This window comes from Streptomyces sp. ISL-36, from assembly GCF_018614205.1.
Classification (GTDB): domain Bacteria; phylum Actinomycetota; class Actinomycetes; order Streptomycetales; family Streptomycetaceae; genus Streptomyces.
Genome location: NZ_JAGGOS010000185.1, coordinates 1 through 15,185 on the forward strand (window position 1 = coordinate 1; position 15,185 = coordinate 15,185).

13 protein-coding genes and 3 pseudogenes are annotated in these 15,185 nt (G+C 71.5%); 9 read left to right on the forward strand and 7 right to left on the reverse strand.

Going from position 1 to position 15,185, the window contains the following annotated elements:
- The 3 genes and pseudogenes from J7E93_RS34765 to J7E93_RS34775 form a co-directional block, all read right to left on the reverse strand.
- Positions 1 to 250, reverse strand: a pseudogene (locus J7E93_RS34765) (ABC transporter); the annotation flags it as partial.
- A 40-nt stretch (positions 251 to 290) separates the two neighbouring features.
- Positions 291 to 1,142 (reverse strand): ATP-binding cassette domain-containing protein, encoded by an 852-nt coding sequence (locus J7E93_RS34770; RefSeq protein ID WP_215074032.1) that lies wholly within the window; start codon positions 1,140 to 1,142, stop codon positions 291 to 293.
- A gap of 42 nt (positions 1,143 to 1,184) precedes the next feature.
- Positions 1,185 to 1,862, reverse strand: a complete 678-nt coding sequence (locus J7E93_RS34775; protein ID WP_215074033.1) for an AIM24 family protein — start codon at positions 1,860 to 1,862, stop codon at positions 1,185 to 1,187.
- 71 nt (positions 1,863 to 1,933) lie between these two features.
- On the opposite strand from J7E93_RS34775, the gene J7E93_RS34780 reads away from it, so the two are divergent.
- A complete protein-coding gene (locus J7E93_RS34780) occupies positions 1,934 to 2,638 on the forward strand; it encodes a peptidyl-tRNA hydrolase (RefSeq protein ID WP_215074034.1) in 705 nt (234 codons plus the stop codon).
- Positions 2,639 to 2,679: 41 nt separating this feature from the next.
- Here J7E93_RS34780 and J7E93_RS34785 read toward each other — a convergent pair.
- The 4 genes and pseudogenes from J7E93_RS34785 to rhaI form a co-directional block, all read right to left on the reverse strand.
- Positions 2,680 to 2,784 (reverse strand): annotated as a pseudogene (locus tag J7E93_RS34785) (LUD domain-containing protein); the annotation flags it as partial.
- Positions 2,785 to 2,935: 151 nt separating this feature from the next.
- Positions 2,936 to 4,324 (reverse strand): rhamnulokinase family protein, encoded by a 1,389-nt coding sequence (locus J7E93_RS34790; protein ID WP_215074043.1) that lies wholly within the window; start codon positions 4,322 to 4,324, stop codon positions 2,936 to 2,938.
- A 173-nt stretch (positions 4,325 to 4,497) separates the two neighbouring features.
- Positions 4,498 to 6,558: a bifunctional aldolase/short-chain dehydrogenase gene (locus tag J7E93_RS34795; RefSeq protein ID WP_215074035.1), complete on the reverse strand. Its 2,061-nt coding sequence runs from the start codon at positions 6,556 to 6,558 to the stop codon at positions 4,498 to 4,500.
- 69 nt (positions 6,559 to 6,627) lie between these two features.
- Positions 6,628 to 7,794, reverse strand: coding sequence for an L-rhamnose isomerase (gene rhaI / locus J7E93_RS34800; RefSeq protein ID WP_215074036.1), 1,167 nt, complete (start codon positions 7,792 to 7,794; stop codon positions 6,628 to 6,630).
- Between the two features lie 273 nt (positions 7,795 to 8,067).
- Between rhaI and J7E93_RS34805 the strand changes: the two genes are divergently transcribed.
- The 8 genes and pseudogenes from J7E93_RS34805 to J7E93_RS34840 all read left to right on the forward strand — a co-directional run.
- Positions 8,068 to 9,585: a sugar ABC transporter ATP-binding protein gene (locus tag J7E93_RS34805; protein ID WP_215074037.1), complete on the forward strand. Its 1,518-nt coding sequence runs from the start codon at positions 8,068 to 8,070 to the stop codon at positions 9,583 to 9,585.
- Positions 9,582 to 10,622, forward strand: coding sequence for an ABC transporter permease (locus J7E93_RS34810; protein ID WP_215074038.1), 1,041 nt, complete (start codon positions 9,582 to 9,584; stop codon positions 10,620 to 10,622). Before J7E93_RS34805 ends, J7E93_RS34810 begins: the two co-directional genes overlap by 4 nt.
- Positions 10,615 to 11,619 carry an ABC transporter permease gene (locus J7E93_RS34815; RefSeq protein ID WP_215074039.1) on the forward strand — a complete coding sequence of 335 codons (1,005 nt, stop codon included), beginning with the start codon at positions 10,615 to 10,617 and terminating at the stop codon, positions 11,617 to 11,619. Before J7E93_RS34810 ends, J7E93_RS34815 begins: the two co-directional genes overlap by 8 nt.
- Positions 11,620 to 11,701: 82 nt before the next feature.
- Positions 11,702 to 12,784, forward strand: a complete 1,083-nt coding sequence (gene rhaS, locus J7E93_RS34820) for a rhamnose ABC transporter substrate-binding protein (protein ID WP_215074040.1) — start codon at positions 11,702 to 11,704, stop codon at positions 12,782 to 12,784.
- Between the two features lie 29 nt (positions 12,785 to 12,813).
- On the forward strand, positions 12,814 to 13,131 hold the full coding sequence (locus tag J7E93_RS34825) for an L-rhamnose mutarotase (RefSeq protein ID WP_215074041.1): 318 nt from the start codon (positions 12,814 to 12,816) through the stop codon (positions 13,129 to 13,131).
- Between the two features lie 20 nt (positions 13,132 to 13,151).
- Positions 13,152 to 13,304, forward strand: a pseudogene (locus tag J7E93_RS34830) (LacI family DNA-binding transcriptional regulator); the annotation flags it as partial.
- 122 nt (positions 13,305 to 13,426) lie between these two features.
- Positions 13,427 to 14,176 (forward strand): DUF4142 domain-containing protein, encoded by a 750-nt coding sequence (locus J7E93_RS34835; RefSeq protein WP_215074042.1) that lies wholly within the window; start codon positions 13,427 to 13,429, stop codon positions 14,174 to 14,176.
- 90 nt (positions 14,177 to 14,266) lie between these two features.
- The coding region (locus tag J7E93_RS34840) for a DUF692 domain-containing protein (protein ID WP_251067523.1) at positions 14,267 to 15,185 on the forward strand (919 nt) is incomplete at its 3' end.

A 15,185-nucleotide genomic window follows, 5' to 3' on the forward strand; every position in this document is an offset into this window, starting at 1 on the left:
GGTGGGCGCGGGCGCGGCCGGCCGCCGCGGCGACGACGGCGCGGGCGGCGGGAGGTTCCTGGCCGAGGCAGATGCGGACCGCCCAGGCGGTCACCGGGACGAGGCCGGCGACCGCGTAGCCGAGGGCGCCGAGCACCGGTTCGCCCGCGGTGATGCCGACTCCGACGAAGGCCGCGTACAGGAGGAAGGGCGCGAGCCAGCGCTGGGAGCGCAGGAGCAGGGCGGTCTGGTAGCGGAGCAACGCCGTCATCCCCGCTGGAGGCGTCATACCCGTTGTCCCCGTTTCCCCGTCATACCCGTACGCCCTCGGTGCTCAGGTGGTCGATGTGCCAGCCCGCGTCGAGCAGCGCCCGCAGCAGGGTGTCGGAGTGGTCGGCGTCGACGGTGGCGGTGACGGTCAGGGCGTCGCCCTCCTCGTAGGCGGGCGAGCCCGGGATCCCGCCGGGGAGCGCGGGCCCGCCGGAGGCCACGATCCGTACCCGTGCCACGTCCTCTGGGGCCACGTCCTCCCGGGCCGTCGTCCGCTCCGGGGACCCGGGCCGTACCCGCCCCGCCGCCACCGTGAACACCGCGTCCGCCTCCCCCGCGAGGCGCCGCGGATCGTGGTCGACGAAGACGACCGTCCCGCCCGCCCCGACCCGGTCACGGACCGCGCGGTCCAGTTCGCCTCGCGCGTCCGTGTCCAGGCCGGTCCAGGCCTCGTCGAGGACGAGCAGCGGCGGGTCCGCCATCAGCGCCTGGGCGACGGCGACCTTCTGGCTGCTGCCCTTGGACAGTTCGGCGAGCGGGGTGTCCGCGAACGCGGCCGCGCCGAAGCGCTCCAGCCACTCCCCCGCCCTCGCCGCCGCCTCGGCCCCGCCGAGCCCCTGGATGCGGCCGAGGTGCACGAGATAGCCGCCGGCGGTGAACGGCAGGGCGGCGGGGAAGCGCTCGGGGACGTACGTCGTGCGCGCGGGCCGGCCCGTGATCCGGCCCCGTGTCGGCGCGTCGATGCCCGCGATCAGCCGCAGGAGGGTCGACTTGCCGGTGCCGTTGGTGCCGGTGATCCGCACGAGGGTGCCGGCGGGCAGGGCGAGTCCCACCTCGCGCAGCACCCACGGTCCGCGCAGGCCGTAACGCCGGCCGACGTTCTCGAGTCTCACGCCGGCCTCAGCCGGCCGACGCCTTCGAGTCGCATGCGGGCCTCAGTGGGCGGACGCCTTCTGCGCAGTGGCCTCGCTCGGCCGGACGATGACGAAGCCCTGGCCGTCCAGCCTCAGCTGGACCGCCTCGCCGGAACCCCCGCGCACCATCGAGCCGAAGGACTGCGAGCGGTGCAGGGAGGTCTGCAGCTGCTCGCTCCAGCCGACGACGGCGTCGGTGTCGACGCAGACCGCCGCCTGTGGGGTGACGGGAATGACGATGGGGCTGCCCTCGCAGATCAGGGCGAGCTTCCCGTATCCGGTGAACACGCTGTTGAAGAGACCGCCGCCGGTCATCCCGGCGCCCTTCACCGTCCTGATCTCGTACGAGAGGGTGGGATCGAAGCACAGGACGTTGCGGCCGTTCACGGTGAGCGCGTCGCCCTGCTCGATCTCGACGATGAAACAGTTCTGCGCCTCGTGCGCGAACCACGCCTCGCCCTGGCCGCGGACGGCCATCAGCGCCATGCCCTCGCCCGTGACGGCGCGCTTGAGCATGCCGCCGATGCCCTGGCCCTTGCGCTCGAACTGGAGATCACCGCGGAAGGCGATCATCGAGCCCTGGCGAGCGTGCATCTCGCCGTTGACGGCGTACTTGACGGACTTGGCGTTCTGCAGGCTCATGCCCGGAGAGGTCGCGGTCTCCGCGAGGTGCTCCGTGCCGAAAAGATCGCTCTTCATGACAGGCATCCTGTCCCGGAATCTCTCATTCCCACAAGAATCGCCGGTGGCGACGGTGGCAGACTTGCCGGGTGAGCAGCAACGAGACCGACACCCGTGACCTGAAGCCCCAGTTCGTCCTGCCCCTCGTCGTACGGATCGAGCGGGCCGAACCCCCGGCCCGTACCGACGCGCTGGAGACCGCGGCCCGCGCGGTGCTGGAGATCCTCGCCGACGAGCGGTCCCAGGGCGACGGGGAGTGGGCCCAGGCCATGACGGACTGGCAGGACGCCCGGATCCGCAAGGTGGTGCGCCGGGCGCGCGGCGCGGAGTGGCGCCGCGCGTCGGCGCTGCCGGGGATCACCGTGACCGGCAGGGCCGCGGAGATACGGGTGTTCCCGCCGGTCCCGTTGGACGGCTGGCCCAAGGACCTGGCCAGGCTGCAGGTGTCGGGCACCGACCTGGAGGACCCGGTCGAGCCGGGCGAGCCGCCGGCCGGGGCCGCGCTGCTCTGGCTCAACCCGGAGCTGGACATGACGGCGGGCAAGACGATGGCGCAGGCCGGCCACGGGGCGCAGCTGCTGTGGTGGGAGATGTCGGATACGGACCGCAAGGCGTGGCGGGAGGCCGGCTTCCCGCTGGCCGTGCGGACGGCGCCGGCGGAGCGCTGGGCCGAACTGGCCACGAGCGGGCTGCCGGTGGTGCGGGACGCCGGGTTCACGGAGATCGCCCCCGGGAAGACCGTCGTGGCCGAGGGGTTCGTGGACGGGGAGGCCTTCAACCGGTTCCCGCGCTGAGCTCGGCGAACTCGGCGAACTCGGCGAACGGGCTCAGGGGTTCAGGGGCTCACAAGCACCACCTCCAGAGTGCGCGGACCGTGCACCCCCTCGACGCGGTTCAGCTCGATGCCACTGGCGGCGGACGGCCCCGAGATCCAGGTGAGTTTCACCACCGCGCGGCCCGTGTCAGGGGAGAGCGCGTCGTTGACGCAGGTCAGGAAGAGTGCGACACGCATCCCGGCTTCTTGGGGTCCGTGGGCCGGTCCGTCGTTCGGTGCGGCGTTCGGTCCGTGGGCCGGTCCGTCGTTCGGCACGTCATGAGGCGGTGATCCGCTCCTCGGCCGCCCGCCAGGCGGCCGCGTCGCCCCGGGGTTCGTAGCGGATCAGCGGCTGCGTGCGGGCGAGGAGCCCGCGCATGGCGGCCCGGTCGCCGACGCGCCCGTGCGCGCGGGCCTGCACGAGGACGTTGCCGAGCGCCGCGGCCTCCGCGGGCCCGGCCACGACCGGCAGACCGCAGGCGTCCGCGGTGAGCCGGCACAGCAGCTCGTTGCGGGCCCCGCCGCCGACGATGTGCACCACGTCGACCGTCCGGTCGGCCAGGTGCGCCGCCTCCGCGACGGCACGGCGGTGGGCGAGAGCGAGGGAGTCCAGGATGCAGCGGGTCGTCTCGGCAGGCGTACGCGGAACCGGCTGGCCGCCCGCGCGGCAGGCTTCGGCGATGCGCTCGGGCATCCGGCCGGGGCCGAGGAACGCGGCGTCGCCCGCGTCGACCACCGAACGCAGGGACTCGGCGTGGGCTGCCTGTGCGAGCAGCCCGTCGAGATCGGGCCCGCCCCACTCCCGCATGCACTCCTGCAGCAGCCAGAGCCCCATGATGTTGCGCAGGTAGCGGACCGTGCCGTCGAGGCCCAGCTCGTTGGTGAAGTTCGCCGCCCGACTCTCCTCGGTCAGCACGGGGGCGTCGAGTTCGAGGCCGGCGAGCGACCATGTGCCGGTGCAGATGTACGCGAAGTGGGGTGTGCTCGCGGGTACGGCCGCCACCGCGGACGCGGTGTCGTGCGAGCCGACGGCGGTCACCGGCACCGGTCCGCTCAGTCCCGTCTCCTCCAGTACGTGCGGCAGCAGCACGCCGGCCGGGTCGCCGGGGCGGCGCAGCGGCGGGAACAGACCGAGGTCGACACCCAGCCGCTCGGCGAGCCCGTAGGCCCAGTCGCCGGTGCGCGGGTCGATGAGCTGGGTGGTGGAGGCGTTGGTCAGTTCGGTGCCCTGTTCTCCGGTCAGCCAGTACGTGAGCAGGTCGGGGATGAGGAGCAGGCGCCGGGCCGCGCGCAGCTGGGCGGTGTCGCGTGCGGAGATCAGCTGGTACAGGGTGTTGAAGGGGGCGTGCTGGAGTCCGGTCGTGGCGTAGAGCTCCGCCGCGGGTACCGTCGCCCACACCTGCTCGGGCACCCCTTCCGTACGGGGGTCGCGGTAGTGCACGGGGTTGCCGAGCAGAGCCCCGTTCGCGTCGAGGAGACCGTAGTCGACGGCCCAGCTGTCGATGCCGACGGAGGATACGGGGCCGGCGGCACGCAGTCCGTCGAGCACACCCGCGTACAGCGCCAGGATGTCCCAGCGCAGCGAACCGCCGGCCCGGACCGGCCGGTTGGCGAAGCGGTGGACCTCCTTGAGAGTCAGTGTCTCGGGCCCCACTCGGGCGGTCATCACGCGGCCGCTTGAGGCGCCGAGGTCGACTGCGACGAAGGGAAGGTCGGCGGTGGGTGGCACGGGTGTCCTCGCGAAAGGGGTCGGGAAGGGGGCGACGGAGCCCTGGCGGGCGACCGCCACCCCGTGTTCAGGAGGCGGAAGGAGGGGGAAGGAGGGGGAGCCGGGGCGGGTCAGCGCAGGAAGGCGGCGGCGACGCCGGCGTCGACGGGGATGTGCAGGCCGGTGGTGTGGGTGAGGTCGCCGCCGGTGAGCGCGAAGACGGCGTTGGCGACGTGTTCGGGCAGCACCTCCCGCTTCAGGAGGGTGCGCTGGGCGTAGAACTCGCCGAGCTTGTCCTCCTCGATGCCGTAGGTGGCCGCGCGCTGGGCGCCCCAGCCGGCGGCGAAGATGCCGGAGCCGCGGACCACACCGTCGGGGTTGACGCCGTTGACACGGATGCCGTGCTCGCCGAGCTCGGCGGCGAGAAGGCGGACCTGGTGGGCCTGGTCCGCCTTGGTGGCCGAGTAGGCGATGTTGTTCGGGCCGGCGAAGACGGCGTTCTTGGACGTGATGTAGACGATGTCGCCACCGAGGCCCTGCGCGATCATCAGGCGGGCGGCCTCGCGGGACACGAGGAAGGAGCCGCGGGCCATGATGTCGTGCTGGAGGTCCCAGTCCTTCGCTGTGGTCTCCAGGAGCGGCTTGGAGAGGGAGATGCCCGCGTTGTTGACGACCAGGTCGACCCCGCCGAACGCGAGCGCGGCCGCCCTGAAGGCCTCGGCGATCTGCTCCTCGGACGTCACGTCCGCGGTCACGGCGACGGCCACGTCGTTGCGTGTCGCCGTGGGGCCGCCGAGTTCCTCCGCCACCGCCGCGGCGTTCTCGGCGTTCAGATCGGCGACGACGACACACGCGCCCTCCGCGACGAGCCGGTGGGCGATCGCCCTGCCGATGCCGCTGCCCGCGCCGGTGACCAGGGCGACCCTGGTGGCGAGCGGCTTGGGCTTCGGCATCCGCCGGAGCTTGGCCTCCTCCAGCGCCCAGTATTCGATGCGGAACTTCTCCGACTCCTCGATCGGCGCGTACGTGGAGACCGCCTCGGCGCCCCGCATCACGTTGATCGCGTTGAGGTAGAACTCGCCGGCGACCCGGGCCGTCTGCTTGTCCCTGCCGTACGAGAACATGCCCACGCCCGGCACGAGGACGATCGCCGGGTCCGCACCCCGCATGGCGGGCGAGTCGGGCTGGGCGTGCCGCCGGTAGTAGGCGGCGTATTCCTCGCGGTATGCGGCGTGCAGCTCCTTCAGGCGGGCGACGGCCTCCTCCAGCGGCGCGGTCGGGGGGACGTCGAGGACCAGCGGCCGGACCTTGGTGCGCAGGAAGTGGTCGGGGCAGGAGGTGCCGAGCGCGGCCAGGCGCGGGTGCTCGGTGCGGGAGACGAAGTCGAGGACGACGTCGGAGTCGTCGAAGTGGCCGACGTGCGGCCGGTCCTGGGAGGCGATGGCCCGGACGTGCGGGGCGAGGGCGGCGGCCCGCTCACGGCGCTCCGCCTCGGGGAGCGGCTCGTATCCCTCGATCACCGGGCCGAAGGGCTCGGCCTTGCCCTGTTCGGCGAGGAAGGCCTCGGCGGTACGGATGATGTGCAGCGAGTGGCGCTCGGCCTCCTCGGCGGTGTCGCCCCACGCGGTGATGCCGTGGCCGCCGAGGACGCAGCCGATGGCCTGCGGGTGGGCGGCCCTGACGGCGGCGATGTCGAGACCGAGCTGGAAGCCGGGGCGCCGCCAGGGCACCCAGACCACGGTGTCGCCGAAGCACTCGGCGGTCAGCTTCTCGCCGTCTGCGGCGCAGGCGAGCGCGATGCCGGAGTCGGGGTGGAGGTGGTCGACGTGGGCGGCGTCGACCAGGCCGTGCATGGCGGTGTCGATGGACGGCGCGGCGCCGCCCTTGCCGTGCAGGCAGTAGTCGAAGGCGGCGGCCATCTCGTCCTCGCGCTCCACCCCGGGGTACACGTCGACGAGCGCCCGCAGTCGGTCCAGGCGCAGCACGGCCAGCCCGTCCCCGGTCAGCGTGCCGAGATCACCGCCGGACCCCTTGACCCACATCAGCTCGACGCCGGTACCGGTCACCGGGTCGGTCGCGGTGCCCTTCGCCGAGGTGTTGCCGCCCGCGTAGTTGGTGTTGCGCGGATCGGCGCCGAGCCGGCGCGAACGGGCCAGCAGCGCCGCGGCCTCGGGGTGGAGTGCGGAATCCATGAGACAAGTCCTTTGCCGGTGAGAAGGGGAGAGCGGGTGCGTGTACGAGACGGGGGACGGCGGGCGGGCTCAGGCGCCCCAGCCCGCCTGCAGGCCCCCCACACGCTCCTTGACGACCTGCTCCGCCCAGCCCGAGCGGCGGTAGGCGGCCATCGGGTCGGCGTCCAGGCCGAGCTCCTCGCGGACCTCGCGCAGCAGGGGGCGGACGTCGGTGTTGTAGGCGTCCATCAGCACGGCGTTCGCCTCCAGGACGTCACCGGCGCGCTGCGCCGCGGCGAGCGCTTCGCGGTCGACGAGGAGCGCCTTGGCGGTGGCCTCCTGGACGTTCATCACCGAGCGGATGATGGCCGGGATCTTCGCCTCGACGTTGTGGCACTGGTCGAGCATGAACGCGATGCCGGCCCGGGGATCCAGGCCGCCGCCGCGCCGCACCTCGTACATGATCCGGAACAGCTGGAAGGGGTCGGCGGCGCCCACCATCAGGTCGTCGTCGGCGTAGAAGCGGGAGTTGAAGTCGAAGGCGCCGAGCTTCTGCTCGCGCAGCAGGAACGCCACGATGAACTCGATGTTCGTACCCGGCGCGTGGTGGCCGGTGTCCACGCAGACCTGTGCCTTCTCGCCGAGCTTGAGGCAGTGCGCGTAGGAGGTGCCCCAGTCCGGGACGTCGGTGGTGTAGAAGGCCGGCTCGAAGAACTTGTACTCGAGGACCATCCGCTGGTCGTCGCCGAGTCGCTCGTAGACCGCCGCCAGCGCCTCGGCGAGACGGTCCTGCCGCTCGCGGATGTCGTCCTGGCCGGGGTAGTTGGTGCCGTCGGAGAACCACAGCTTCAGGTCCTTCGAACCCGTCGCGTCCATGATGTCGACGCACTCCAGCAGGTGCCCGAGGGCCTTGCGGCGCACGGCCGGGTCGGGGTGGCAGACGCTGCCGAGCTTGTAGTCGTCATCCTGGAAGACGTTGGAGTTGATCGCGCCGAGCCGGATGCCGCGTTCCTCCGCGTACGCGGCGAGTGCGCCGTAGTCGTCGACCTCGTCCCACGGGATGTGCAGGGCCACGGTCGGCGCGACGCCGGTGAACTCGTGCACCTTGGCCGCGTCGTCCAGCTTCTCCTGCGGGGTTCGGGGCACGCCCTCCTGCGCGAAGACTTTGAAACGGGTGCCCGAGTTCCCGTAGGCCCACGAGGGGGTCTCGATGGCCTGGGACTTGAGGGCGGCCTTCACGACGGCGAGGTCGGTCACGTCGGGACTCCTACGAAGTGAGGAACCGCACGGGCAGCAGGGCCCGCGGGTGATGTGAATCGTTTCAGAGCCGTGAACGTATGCGAGCCCTTCAGGGCTGTCAATACATCCGACCTCCCGCTCTCACAACAATTGGCGGTCAGCCTCGATGGCCGGAACTTCTCGGCTGGAAACCGTTGACGTAACACCGACGACACACCTAGCCTCCGGGCAACGCACTTGAAACCTTTCACGACAGGCTGTGGCGCTCGCCCGCGTCGTTGAGGAGTCCCGATGACCCACCGGACCGATACCGGGCCGACTCCCGTACTCGCCCTGAAGGATGTGTCGAAGTCCTTCGGTGCCGTGCGCGCCCTGCGCGGCGCGTCACTCGAACTGTTCCCCGGCGAAGTGCACGCCCTCGCCGGCGAGAACGGCGCCGGCAAGTCCACACTGATCAAGACGCTCGCCGGGGTGCACCGGCCGGACGACGGCCAGGTGCTGCTCGACGGTGAGCCCGTGGTCTTCCACGGTCCCGCCGACGCCCGGGACGCGGGCATCGCCGTGATCTACCAGGAACCCACGCTCTTCCCCGACCTGTCGATCGCCGAGAACATCTTCATGGGGCGCCGACCGCGCCGCACGCTGGGCCGGATCGACCACAGGGCGACGCACGCCGCGACGGCGGAGCTGATGAGGCGGCTCGGTGTCGACCTCGACCCCGACCGCCCGGCCCGCGGCCTGTCCATCGCCGATCAGCAGATCGTGGAGATCGCGAAGGCGCTCTCCTTCGACGCCCGCGTCCTCATCATGGACGAGCCGACCGCCGCCCTGACCGGCAGCGAGGTCGCCCGGCTCTTCGGCGTGGTCCGCACCCTGCGCGAACAGGGCGCGGCGGTCCTGTTCATCTCGCACCGCCTCGAGGAGATCTTCGCGATCTGCGGGCGGGTCACCACGCTGCGCGACGGTGCCTGGATCGCGAGCGAGCCGCTCGACGGCATGACCGAGGACGACCTGGTCCGCCGGATGGTCGGCCGTGACCTCGACGAGCTCTACCCCAAGCAGGCCGTCGAGCCCGGCGAGGTCGCGCTGAGCGTGCGGCGGCTGACCCGGGAGGGCGTCTTCACCGATGTCTCCTTCGAGGTGCGGTGCGGTGAGATCGTCGGTCTGGCCGGGCTCGTCGGCGCCGGACGCACGGAGGTGGCCAGGGCGGTCTTCGGCGTCGACCGGTGGGACGCCGGCGAGGTCGCGGTCGACGGACGGAAGCTGACCAACGGAGCACCCTCCGCCGCCATGGCCGCGGGCCTCGCCCTCGTTCCCGAGGACCGGCGCGCCCAGGGCCTGGTGATGGACATGTCCATCGAGCGCAACATCGGGCTCACGGGCCTGCGTACGACCGTCAGGGCCGGCCTGATGGACCGGGGCGCCGAGCGCAGCCGCTCGCTGGACTGGGCGGTCAGGCTGCAGGTGAAGTACGCGCGCATCGCCGACGCCGTCTCCACCCTGTCGGGCGGTAACCAGCAGAAGGTGGTGCTGGCCAAGTGGCTGGCCACCGGCCCGAAGGTGCTGATCGTCGACGAGCCGACCCGCGGGATCGACGTCGGTACCAAGGCGGAGGTGCACCGGCTGCTCTCGCAGCTCGCCGCCGACGGGGTGGCTGTCCTGATGATCTCTTCCGACCTGCCCGAGATCCTCGGCATGGCCGACCGCGTGCTGGTGATGCACGAGGGCCGGCTCACCGCCGAGATACCGCGCTCCGAAGCCACCGAGGAGTCCGTGATGGCCGCCGCCACCGGGAGGGCCGCCGCATGACGGTGACCGCACCACCTCCGGCCCCCGCCACCGAGGACATCAAGCGGAGCGGCGCCCGGCTGGCCGACCGCCTCTTCAGGATGCGGGAGCTCGCCATCCTGGTCGTCTTCCTGGTGATGATCGCGGTCACCCAGGCCGGCAACAGCGAGTTCCTCTCCGAGCAGGGCATCAAGGACCTGCTGCTGAACGCCACCATCCTGGTCCTCGTCGCCACCGGCCAGTCCCTCGTGGTGATCACCCGCAATGTGGACCTGTCGGTCGGATCGACCATGGGCATCAGCGCCTTCGCCGCCGGTACGTACCTTCAGGGCGGCGGGGACAGCGTCGTCGCCGTCACGCTGGCGGTGCTTCTCGGCATCGGCTTCGGCCTGATCAACGGCCTGCTGGTCAGCCTCGGCCAGGTCCCGGCGCTCGTCGTGACGCTCGGCACCCTCTACGTCATCCGCGGCATCGACTCGATCTGGGTGGGTTCCCGGCAGATCACCGCCGCCGACCTGCCCGAGGGGTTCGTGGACTTCGGCTCCGGCGGGATCTCCGCCGTTCCCCACCTGGCGCTGATCGCCCTCGCCGTGCTCGTGGCGACGGCGTACTACCTCAAGCACTACGGGGGCGGCCGGGAGCTGTACGCGATCGGTTCCAACCCCGAGGCCGCCCGCCTCGCCGGGATCCCGCTGCGCAAGCGGATCCTGATCGCCTACACCGTCTGCGGGGCACTGGCGGGTCTCGCCGGGGCCCTGTACCTCGCCCGGTTCGGAAACGTGGACTCCGCCACCGGCAGCGGCTACGAGCTCACCGTCGTCAGCGCGGTCGTGGTCGGCGGCGTCGTCTTCACCGGCGGCTCCGGCAGCGTCTACGGCGCCGCCCTCGGCGCCCTGCTGCTGACCTCCGTCAACAGCGTCCTGCCCGCCCTCGGTGTCAGCTCGGTCTGGGTCCTCGCCATCAACGGCGTCCTGCTCATTCTGGCCATCGCCGTCGACCGCGTCGTCGCCCTGCGCATGGCGACCGCCCTGAAGAAGAGGAACGCCAGCCGTGGCTGACTCCCCGCTCACGCGCGCCGTCCGCCGGTCCGTCTCCTTGAGGTGGGACGGGGCCGTCGGCGCCCTCCTCGTCGTCGTTCTGCTGCTGTCCTTCGGATTCGTCGACGGCTTCGGCAACGGCCTCAACCTGTCGTTCCTGATCGGCAACACGCTGCCGATCGCACTGATCGCCCTGCCCATGACGATGCTCGTCATCGCCGGCGAGATCGACCTCTCGGTCGCCTCCACCGCCGGACTGTCGGGCGCGGTGATGGGCGCCCTGTGGAACGCGGGCCTGACCATCGAGGTCATCATCCCGTTGTGTCTGCTCCTCGGCGTGGTGTGCGGCCTGATCAACGGCCTCCTCGTCACCAGGCTGGGCCTGCCGTCGCTCGCCGTCACCATCGGCACGCTCGCCGCCTACCGCGGCATCGCGCAGATCGTCCTCGGTTCCGACGCCGTCACCGACTTCCCGACGCCGTACCTCGACTTCGCCGCCGGCCGTATCGGCGACACCTTCGTCCCGTACGCCCTCCTGCCCTTCCTCGTCCTGCTCGCCGTCGCGGTGGTCACCCTGCACGCCACCCCGTTCGGCCGCTCGCTCTTCGCGATCGGCGCGAGTGAGGAGGCCGCGCGGTTCGCGGGCATGCGCGTCAAGCGGCAGAAGCTCGTCCTGTTCACGCTCACCGGCCTCATGGCCTCTCTCACCGGCGTCTTCTGGGCCCTGCACTACGCCAGCGCCCGGTACGACAACGCCACCGGCCTCGAACTCTCCGTGGTCGCCGCGGTGTTGCTCGGCGGCATCGACTTCGACGGCGGCAAGGGCACCCTCGGCGGCGCGATCGCCGGCGTGTTCCTGCTCGGTGCGCTGCAGAACGTGATGAGCCTGCTGGACGTCACCGCCCAGTCCCAGATCGTCGTCACCGGCGTCCTGCTGGTCCTGTCCGTGCTCGGCCCGCGCGTGGCCCGCCGGATCGCCACGGCCCGGGCGGGCCGCAAGGCCGCCTCCGCCCCGTAGCCCCCTGCACCCGCCCCGTACCCCTGCCCTCGCCGCCCAGCCCCCGCCCCGCCCCGCACGCTTCCGGAAGGAACCCCCCGCCATGCGTCCCACCACGCTCCGCCGCTCCTGCGCCGTCCTCGCGACCGTCACCACCCTCACCCTGGCCGCCACGGCGTGCGGCGGCACCAGCAAGAACGACGTCAAGAACGAAGGCGGCTCCAACGTCTCCGCCGGCAAGGCCGACCCGAACGCCGCCACCAAGAAGGGTCTGACGGTCGCCTTCCTGCCCAAGCAGGTCAACAACCCCTACTTCACGACCGCCGACAAGGGCGGCGAGAAGGCGGTGAAGGAGCTCGGCTCCACCTACAAGGAGACCGGCCCCAGCAGCGCCACCGACACCTCCGGCCAGGTCTCCTACGTCAACACCCTCACCCAGCAGCAGGTCGACGCCATCGCCGTCTCCGCCCAGGACCCCGGCGCCCTGTGCACCGCCCTCAAGCAGGCGATGAAGAACGACATCAAGGTCGTCACCTACGACTCCGACACCAAGCCCGACTGCCGCAACGCCTTCATCTCCCAGGCGAGCACCGAAGACCTCGGCCGCACCCAGGTCCAGCTCCTGGCCGAGCAGATCGGCTACAAGGGCGAGATCGCGATCCTGTCGGCCGCGCAGACCGCGACCAACCAGAACGCCTGGATCGAGTTCATGAAGGAGGAGCTGAAGGACCCCAAGTACAAGGACATGAAGCTGGTGGAGGTCGCGTACGGCAACGACGACGCCCAGCAGTCCTTCCAGCAGACCCAGGGCCTCCTCCAGGAGCACCCGCGGCTCGCCGGGATCATCTCGCCCACCACCGTCGGCATCAAGGCCGCCGCCCAGTACCTCTCCGGTTCCAAGTACAAGGGCAAGGTCAAGCTGACCGGCCTCGGCACCCCCAACGACATGCGCAGCTACGTCGAGAACGGCACCGTCGACGCCTTCGAGCTGTGGGACCCGGCCAAGCTCGGCGAACTCGCCGCCCGCACCGCCGTCGCGCTGAAGTCCGGCCAGATCACCGGCAAGGAGGGCGAGACCTTCACGGCCGGCGCCATGGGCACGTACACCATCGGCAAGGACGGCGTCATCAGCCTCGGCAAGCCCACCGTCTTCGACAAGAAGAACATCGGCCAGTTCGACTTCTGATCCGAGTTCTGATCCGAGGCGGTTCACCGATGCAGCGCGTCTGCTTCCTGCTCAAGGTCCGCCAGGACCGGCTCGCCGAGTACCGCGAGCGCCACACCGCCGTCTGGCCCGAGATGCTCGACGCCCTCTCGGCCACCGGCTGGCACAACTACTCCCTCTTCCTCCGCGAGGACGGACTGCTGGTCGGCTATCTGGAGACGGAGGACTTCACGGCCGCCAAGGCCGCCATGGAGGCCACCGAGGTCAACGCCCGCTGGCAGGCGGAGATGGCCCCGCTGTTCGAGTCGCTCGACGGCCGGTCCGACGAGGCGATGACACCGCTCACCGAAGTGTTCCACCTCGCCTGACCTTTTGGAGGTTTCACCCGATGGCCCGGCCCGTGGGTATCAAGGATGTCGCTCGCACTGCCGGGGTGGCCGTGGGCACGGTCTCCACCTTGATCAACCGGCCGGAAACGGTCGGCACCGAGCACTCGGTTCACTCACTTCTCCCGAAGGACCGCTCGGCGACTGAACGCTCCCCCTTCCCGATCCGTATCCCCCGATACCGCCAAGTGGGTTGTACACCCGGCGGCTTGGCGGTTCAGTCTGCGGTGACACCGACCGACAGCACGGACAGTAACGGGACAGTACGGGAGACATCTTGTCGCTACGCGTCAACGGGACGGCACTCATCATCGCGGCGCTGGTCGCCACGGTCGGCGCACTCGCCTTCCCCGTCTGGTCCTACGCCGACCGCTCCGGCACGGGCCAGGCCAACCTGAACGCGTCGAGCGTGGCCACCCAGTGGGGACCCCTCTCGGCGACGGACCGGGATCTGCTGGTCAAGGTACGGCTGGCCGGTCTGTGGGAGCTCCCGGCCGGGCAGCAGGCCATCGAACGCGCGCCCAGCCGGGCCGTCGTGGAATGCGGCGACCATCTCGTCGTCGGCCACACCGACCTGGACCGGCGGGCGCGGGACGTGGCCGCGAAGCTCGGCGTCGAGCTGCCCAACCAGCCGACCGAGCAGCAGCAGGGCTGGCTCCGGGAGCTGACGGCGGCGCGCGGGGAGGAGTACGAGCGCAAGTTCGCCAACCTGCTGCGCAACGCGCACGGGAAGGTGTTCGCGCTCATCGCGGAGGTCCGGCACACCACCCGCAACGCGCTTATACGGCAGCTGGCGAGCGACGCGAACCAGACGGTGCTCGACCACATCACCATGCTGGAGGCGACCGGGATGGTCGACTTCGACGCGCTGGCGAACGAGGCGGCGGGCCGGAAGACGGCGCCCCCGACCGGCCCGCCGGTGGTTCCGTCGCCCGCCGTGCCCTCGCCGGTCGGCCCGTCGGGGACGGACCAGTCGTTCACCTCGCGCCCGGCGCCGGAGGCGGGGATCGTGACGCCTCACGGGTAGAGGAACCTCAAATCAACCTCTGAACGTCCCCCCGACTGGGTTCGAACGGATCCGGCGGGGCCATCAGGTGAGGGACTGAAGGAGGGGGACATGACGGAACTCGGCATCGGCATCGGCTGGCGGCCGGAGATCGCGGAGGCGGTGGAGACGCTGCCCGGCGTCGACTGGGTGGAGGTCGTCGCGGAGAACATCTGCGCGGGACACCTCCCCGACTCGCTGACGCGACTGCGGGCGCGCGGTGTCACGGTCGTCCCGCACGGCGTCTCACTGGGGCTCGGCGGCGCCGACCGGCCGGACGCGGGGCGGCTCGCGGAGCTCGCGGCCACGGCGACGGCGCTGGGGGCGCCGCTGGTGACGGAGCACATCGCGTTCGTCCGGGCCGGGGGTCCGCTCACCGCGACCCCGGTCCTGGAGGCGGGTCACCTGCTGCCGGTGCCGCGCACCTGGGACGCGCTCGACGTGCTCTGCGAGAACGTCCGGATCGCGCAGGACGCGCTGCCGGTGCCGCTGGCCCTGGAGAACATCGCGGCCCTGATCGCCTGGCCGGGGGAGGAGCTGACGGAGGGACAGTTCCTCGCGGAGCTGGTGGAGCGTACGGGGGTACGGCTCCTGATCGATGTCGCGAACCTTCACACCAACCACGTCAACCGGGGCGAGGACCCGTCGAAGGCGCTGTCCGAGCTCCCGGTCGAGTCGATCGCGTACGTCCATGTCGCGGGCGGCCTGGAACGGGACGGTGTCTGGCACGACACCCACGCCCATCCGGTCCCCGGCCCGGTCCTCGGCATCCTGGCGGACCTGGCCTCCCGGGTCCGCCCGCCGGGGGTCCTGCTGGAGCGGGACGACCACTTCCCGCCGGTCGAGGAGCTCGCTTCGGAGCTGGAGTCGATCCGGTCGACGGTGGTCGAGGCGGCCGCGAACATACCCCGGGCGGGGCAGGCCGCCGCGGGCGGCGGGAGCGGTCGGCGGGCGACCTCGCACCGCACGGCCGGCGCGTCCGCCACGACGC

What these genes read in the sequence shown, in the direction of transcription:
- J7E93_RS34795 (WP_215074035.1), bottom strand. Translation starts at nt 6,558, where the DNA reads ATGGATTCCGCACTCCACCCCGAGGCCGCGGCGCTGCTGGCCCGTTCG.
- J7E93_RS34775 (WP_215074033.1), bottom strand. Translation starts at nt 1,862, where the DNA reads ATGAAGAGCGATCTTTTCGGCACGGAGCACCTCGCGGAGACCGCGACC.
- rhaS (WP_215074040.1), top strand. Translation starts at nt 11,702, where the DNA reads ATGCGTCCCACCACGCTCCGCCGCTCCTGCGCCGTCCTCGCGACCGTC.
- J7E93_RS34805 (WP_215074037.1), top strand. Translation starts at nt 8,068, where the DNA reads ATGACCCACCGGACCGATACCGGGCCGACTCCCGTACTCGCCCTGAAG.
- J7E93_RS34790 (WP_215074043.1), bottom strand. Translation starts at nt 4,324, where the DNA reads ATGACCGCCCGAGTGGGGCCCGAGACACTGACTCTCAAGGAGGTCCAC.
- J7E93_RS34810 (WP_215074038.1), top strand. Translation starts at nt 9,582, where the DNA reads ATGACGGTGACCGCACCACCTCCGGCCCCCGCCACCGAGGACATCAAG.
- J7E93_RS34825 (WP_215074041.1), top strand. Translation starts at nt 12,814, where the DNA reads ATGCAGCGCGTCTGCTTCCTGCTCAAGGTCCGCCAGGACCGGCTCGCC.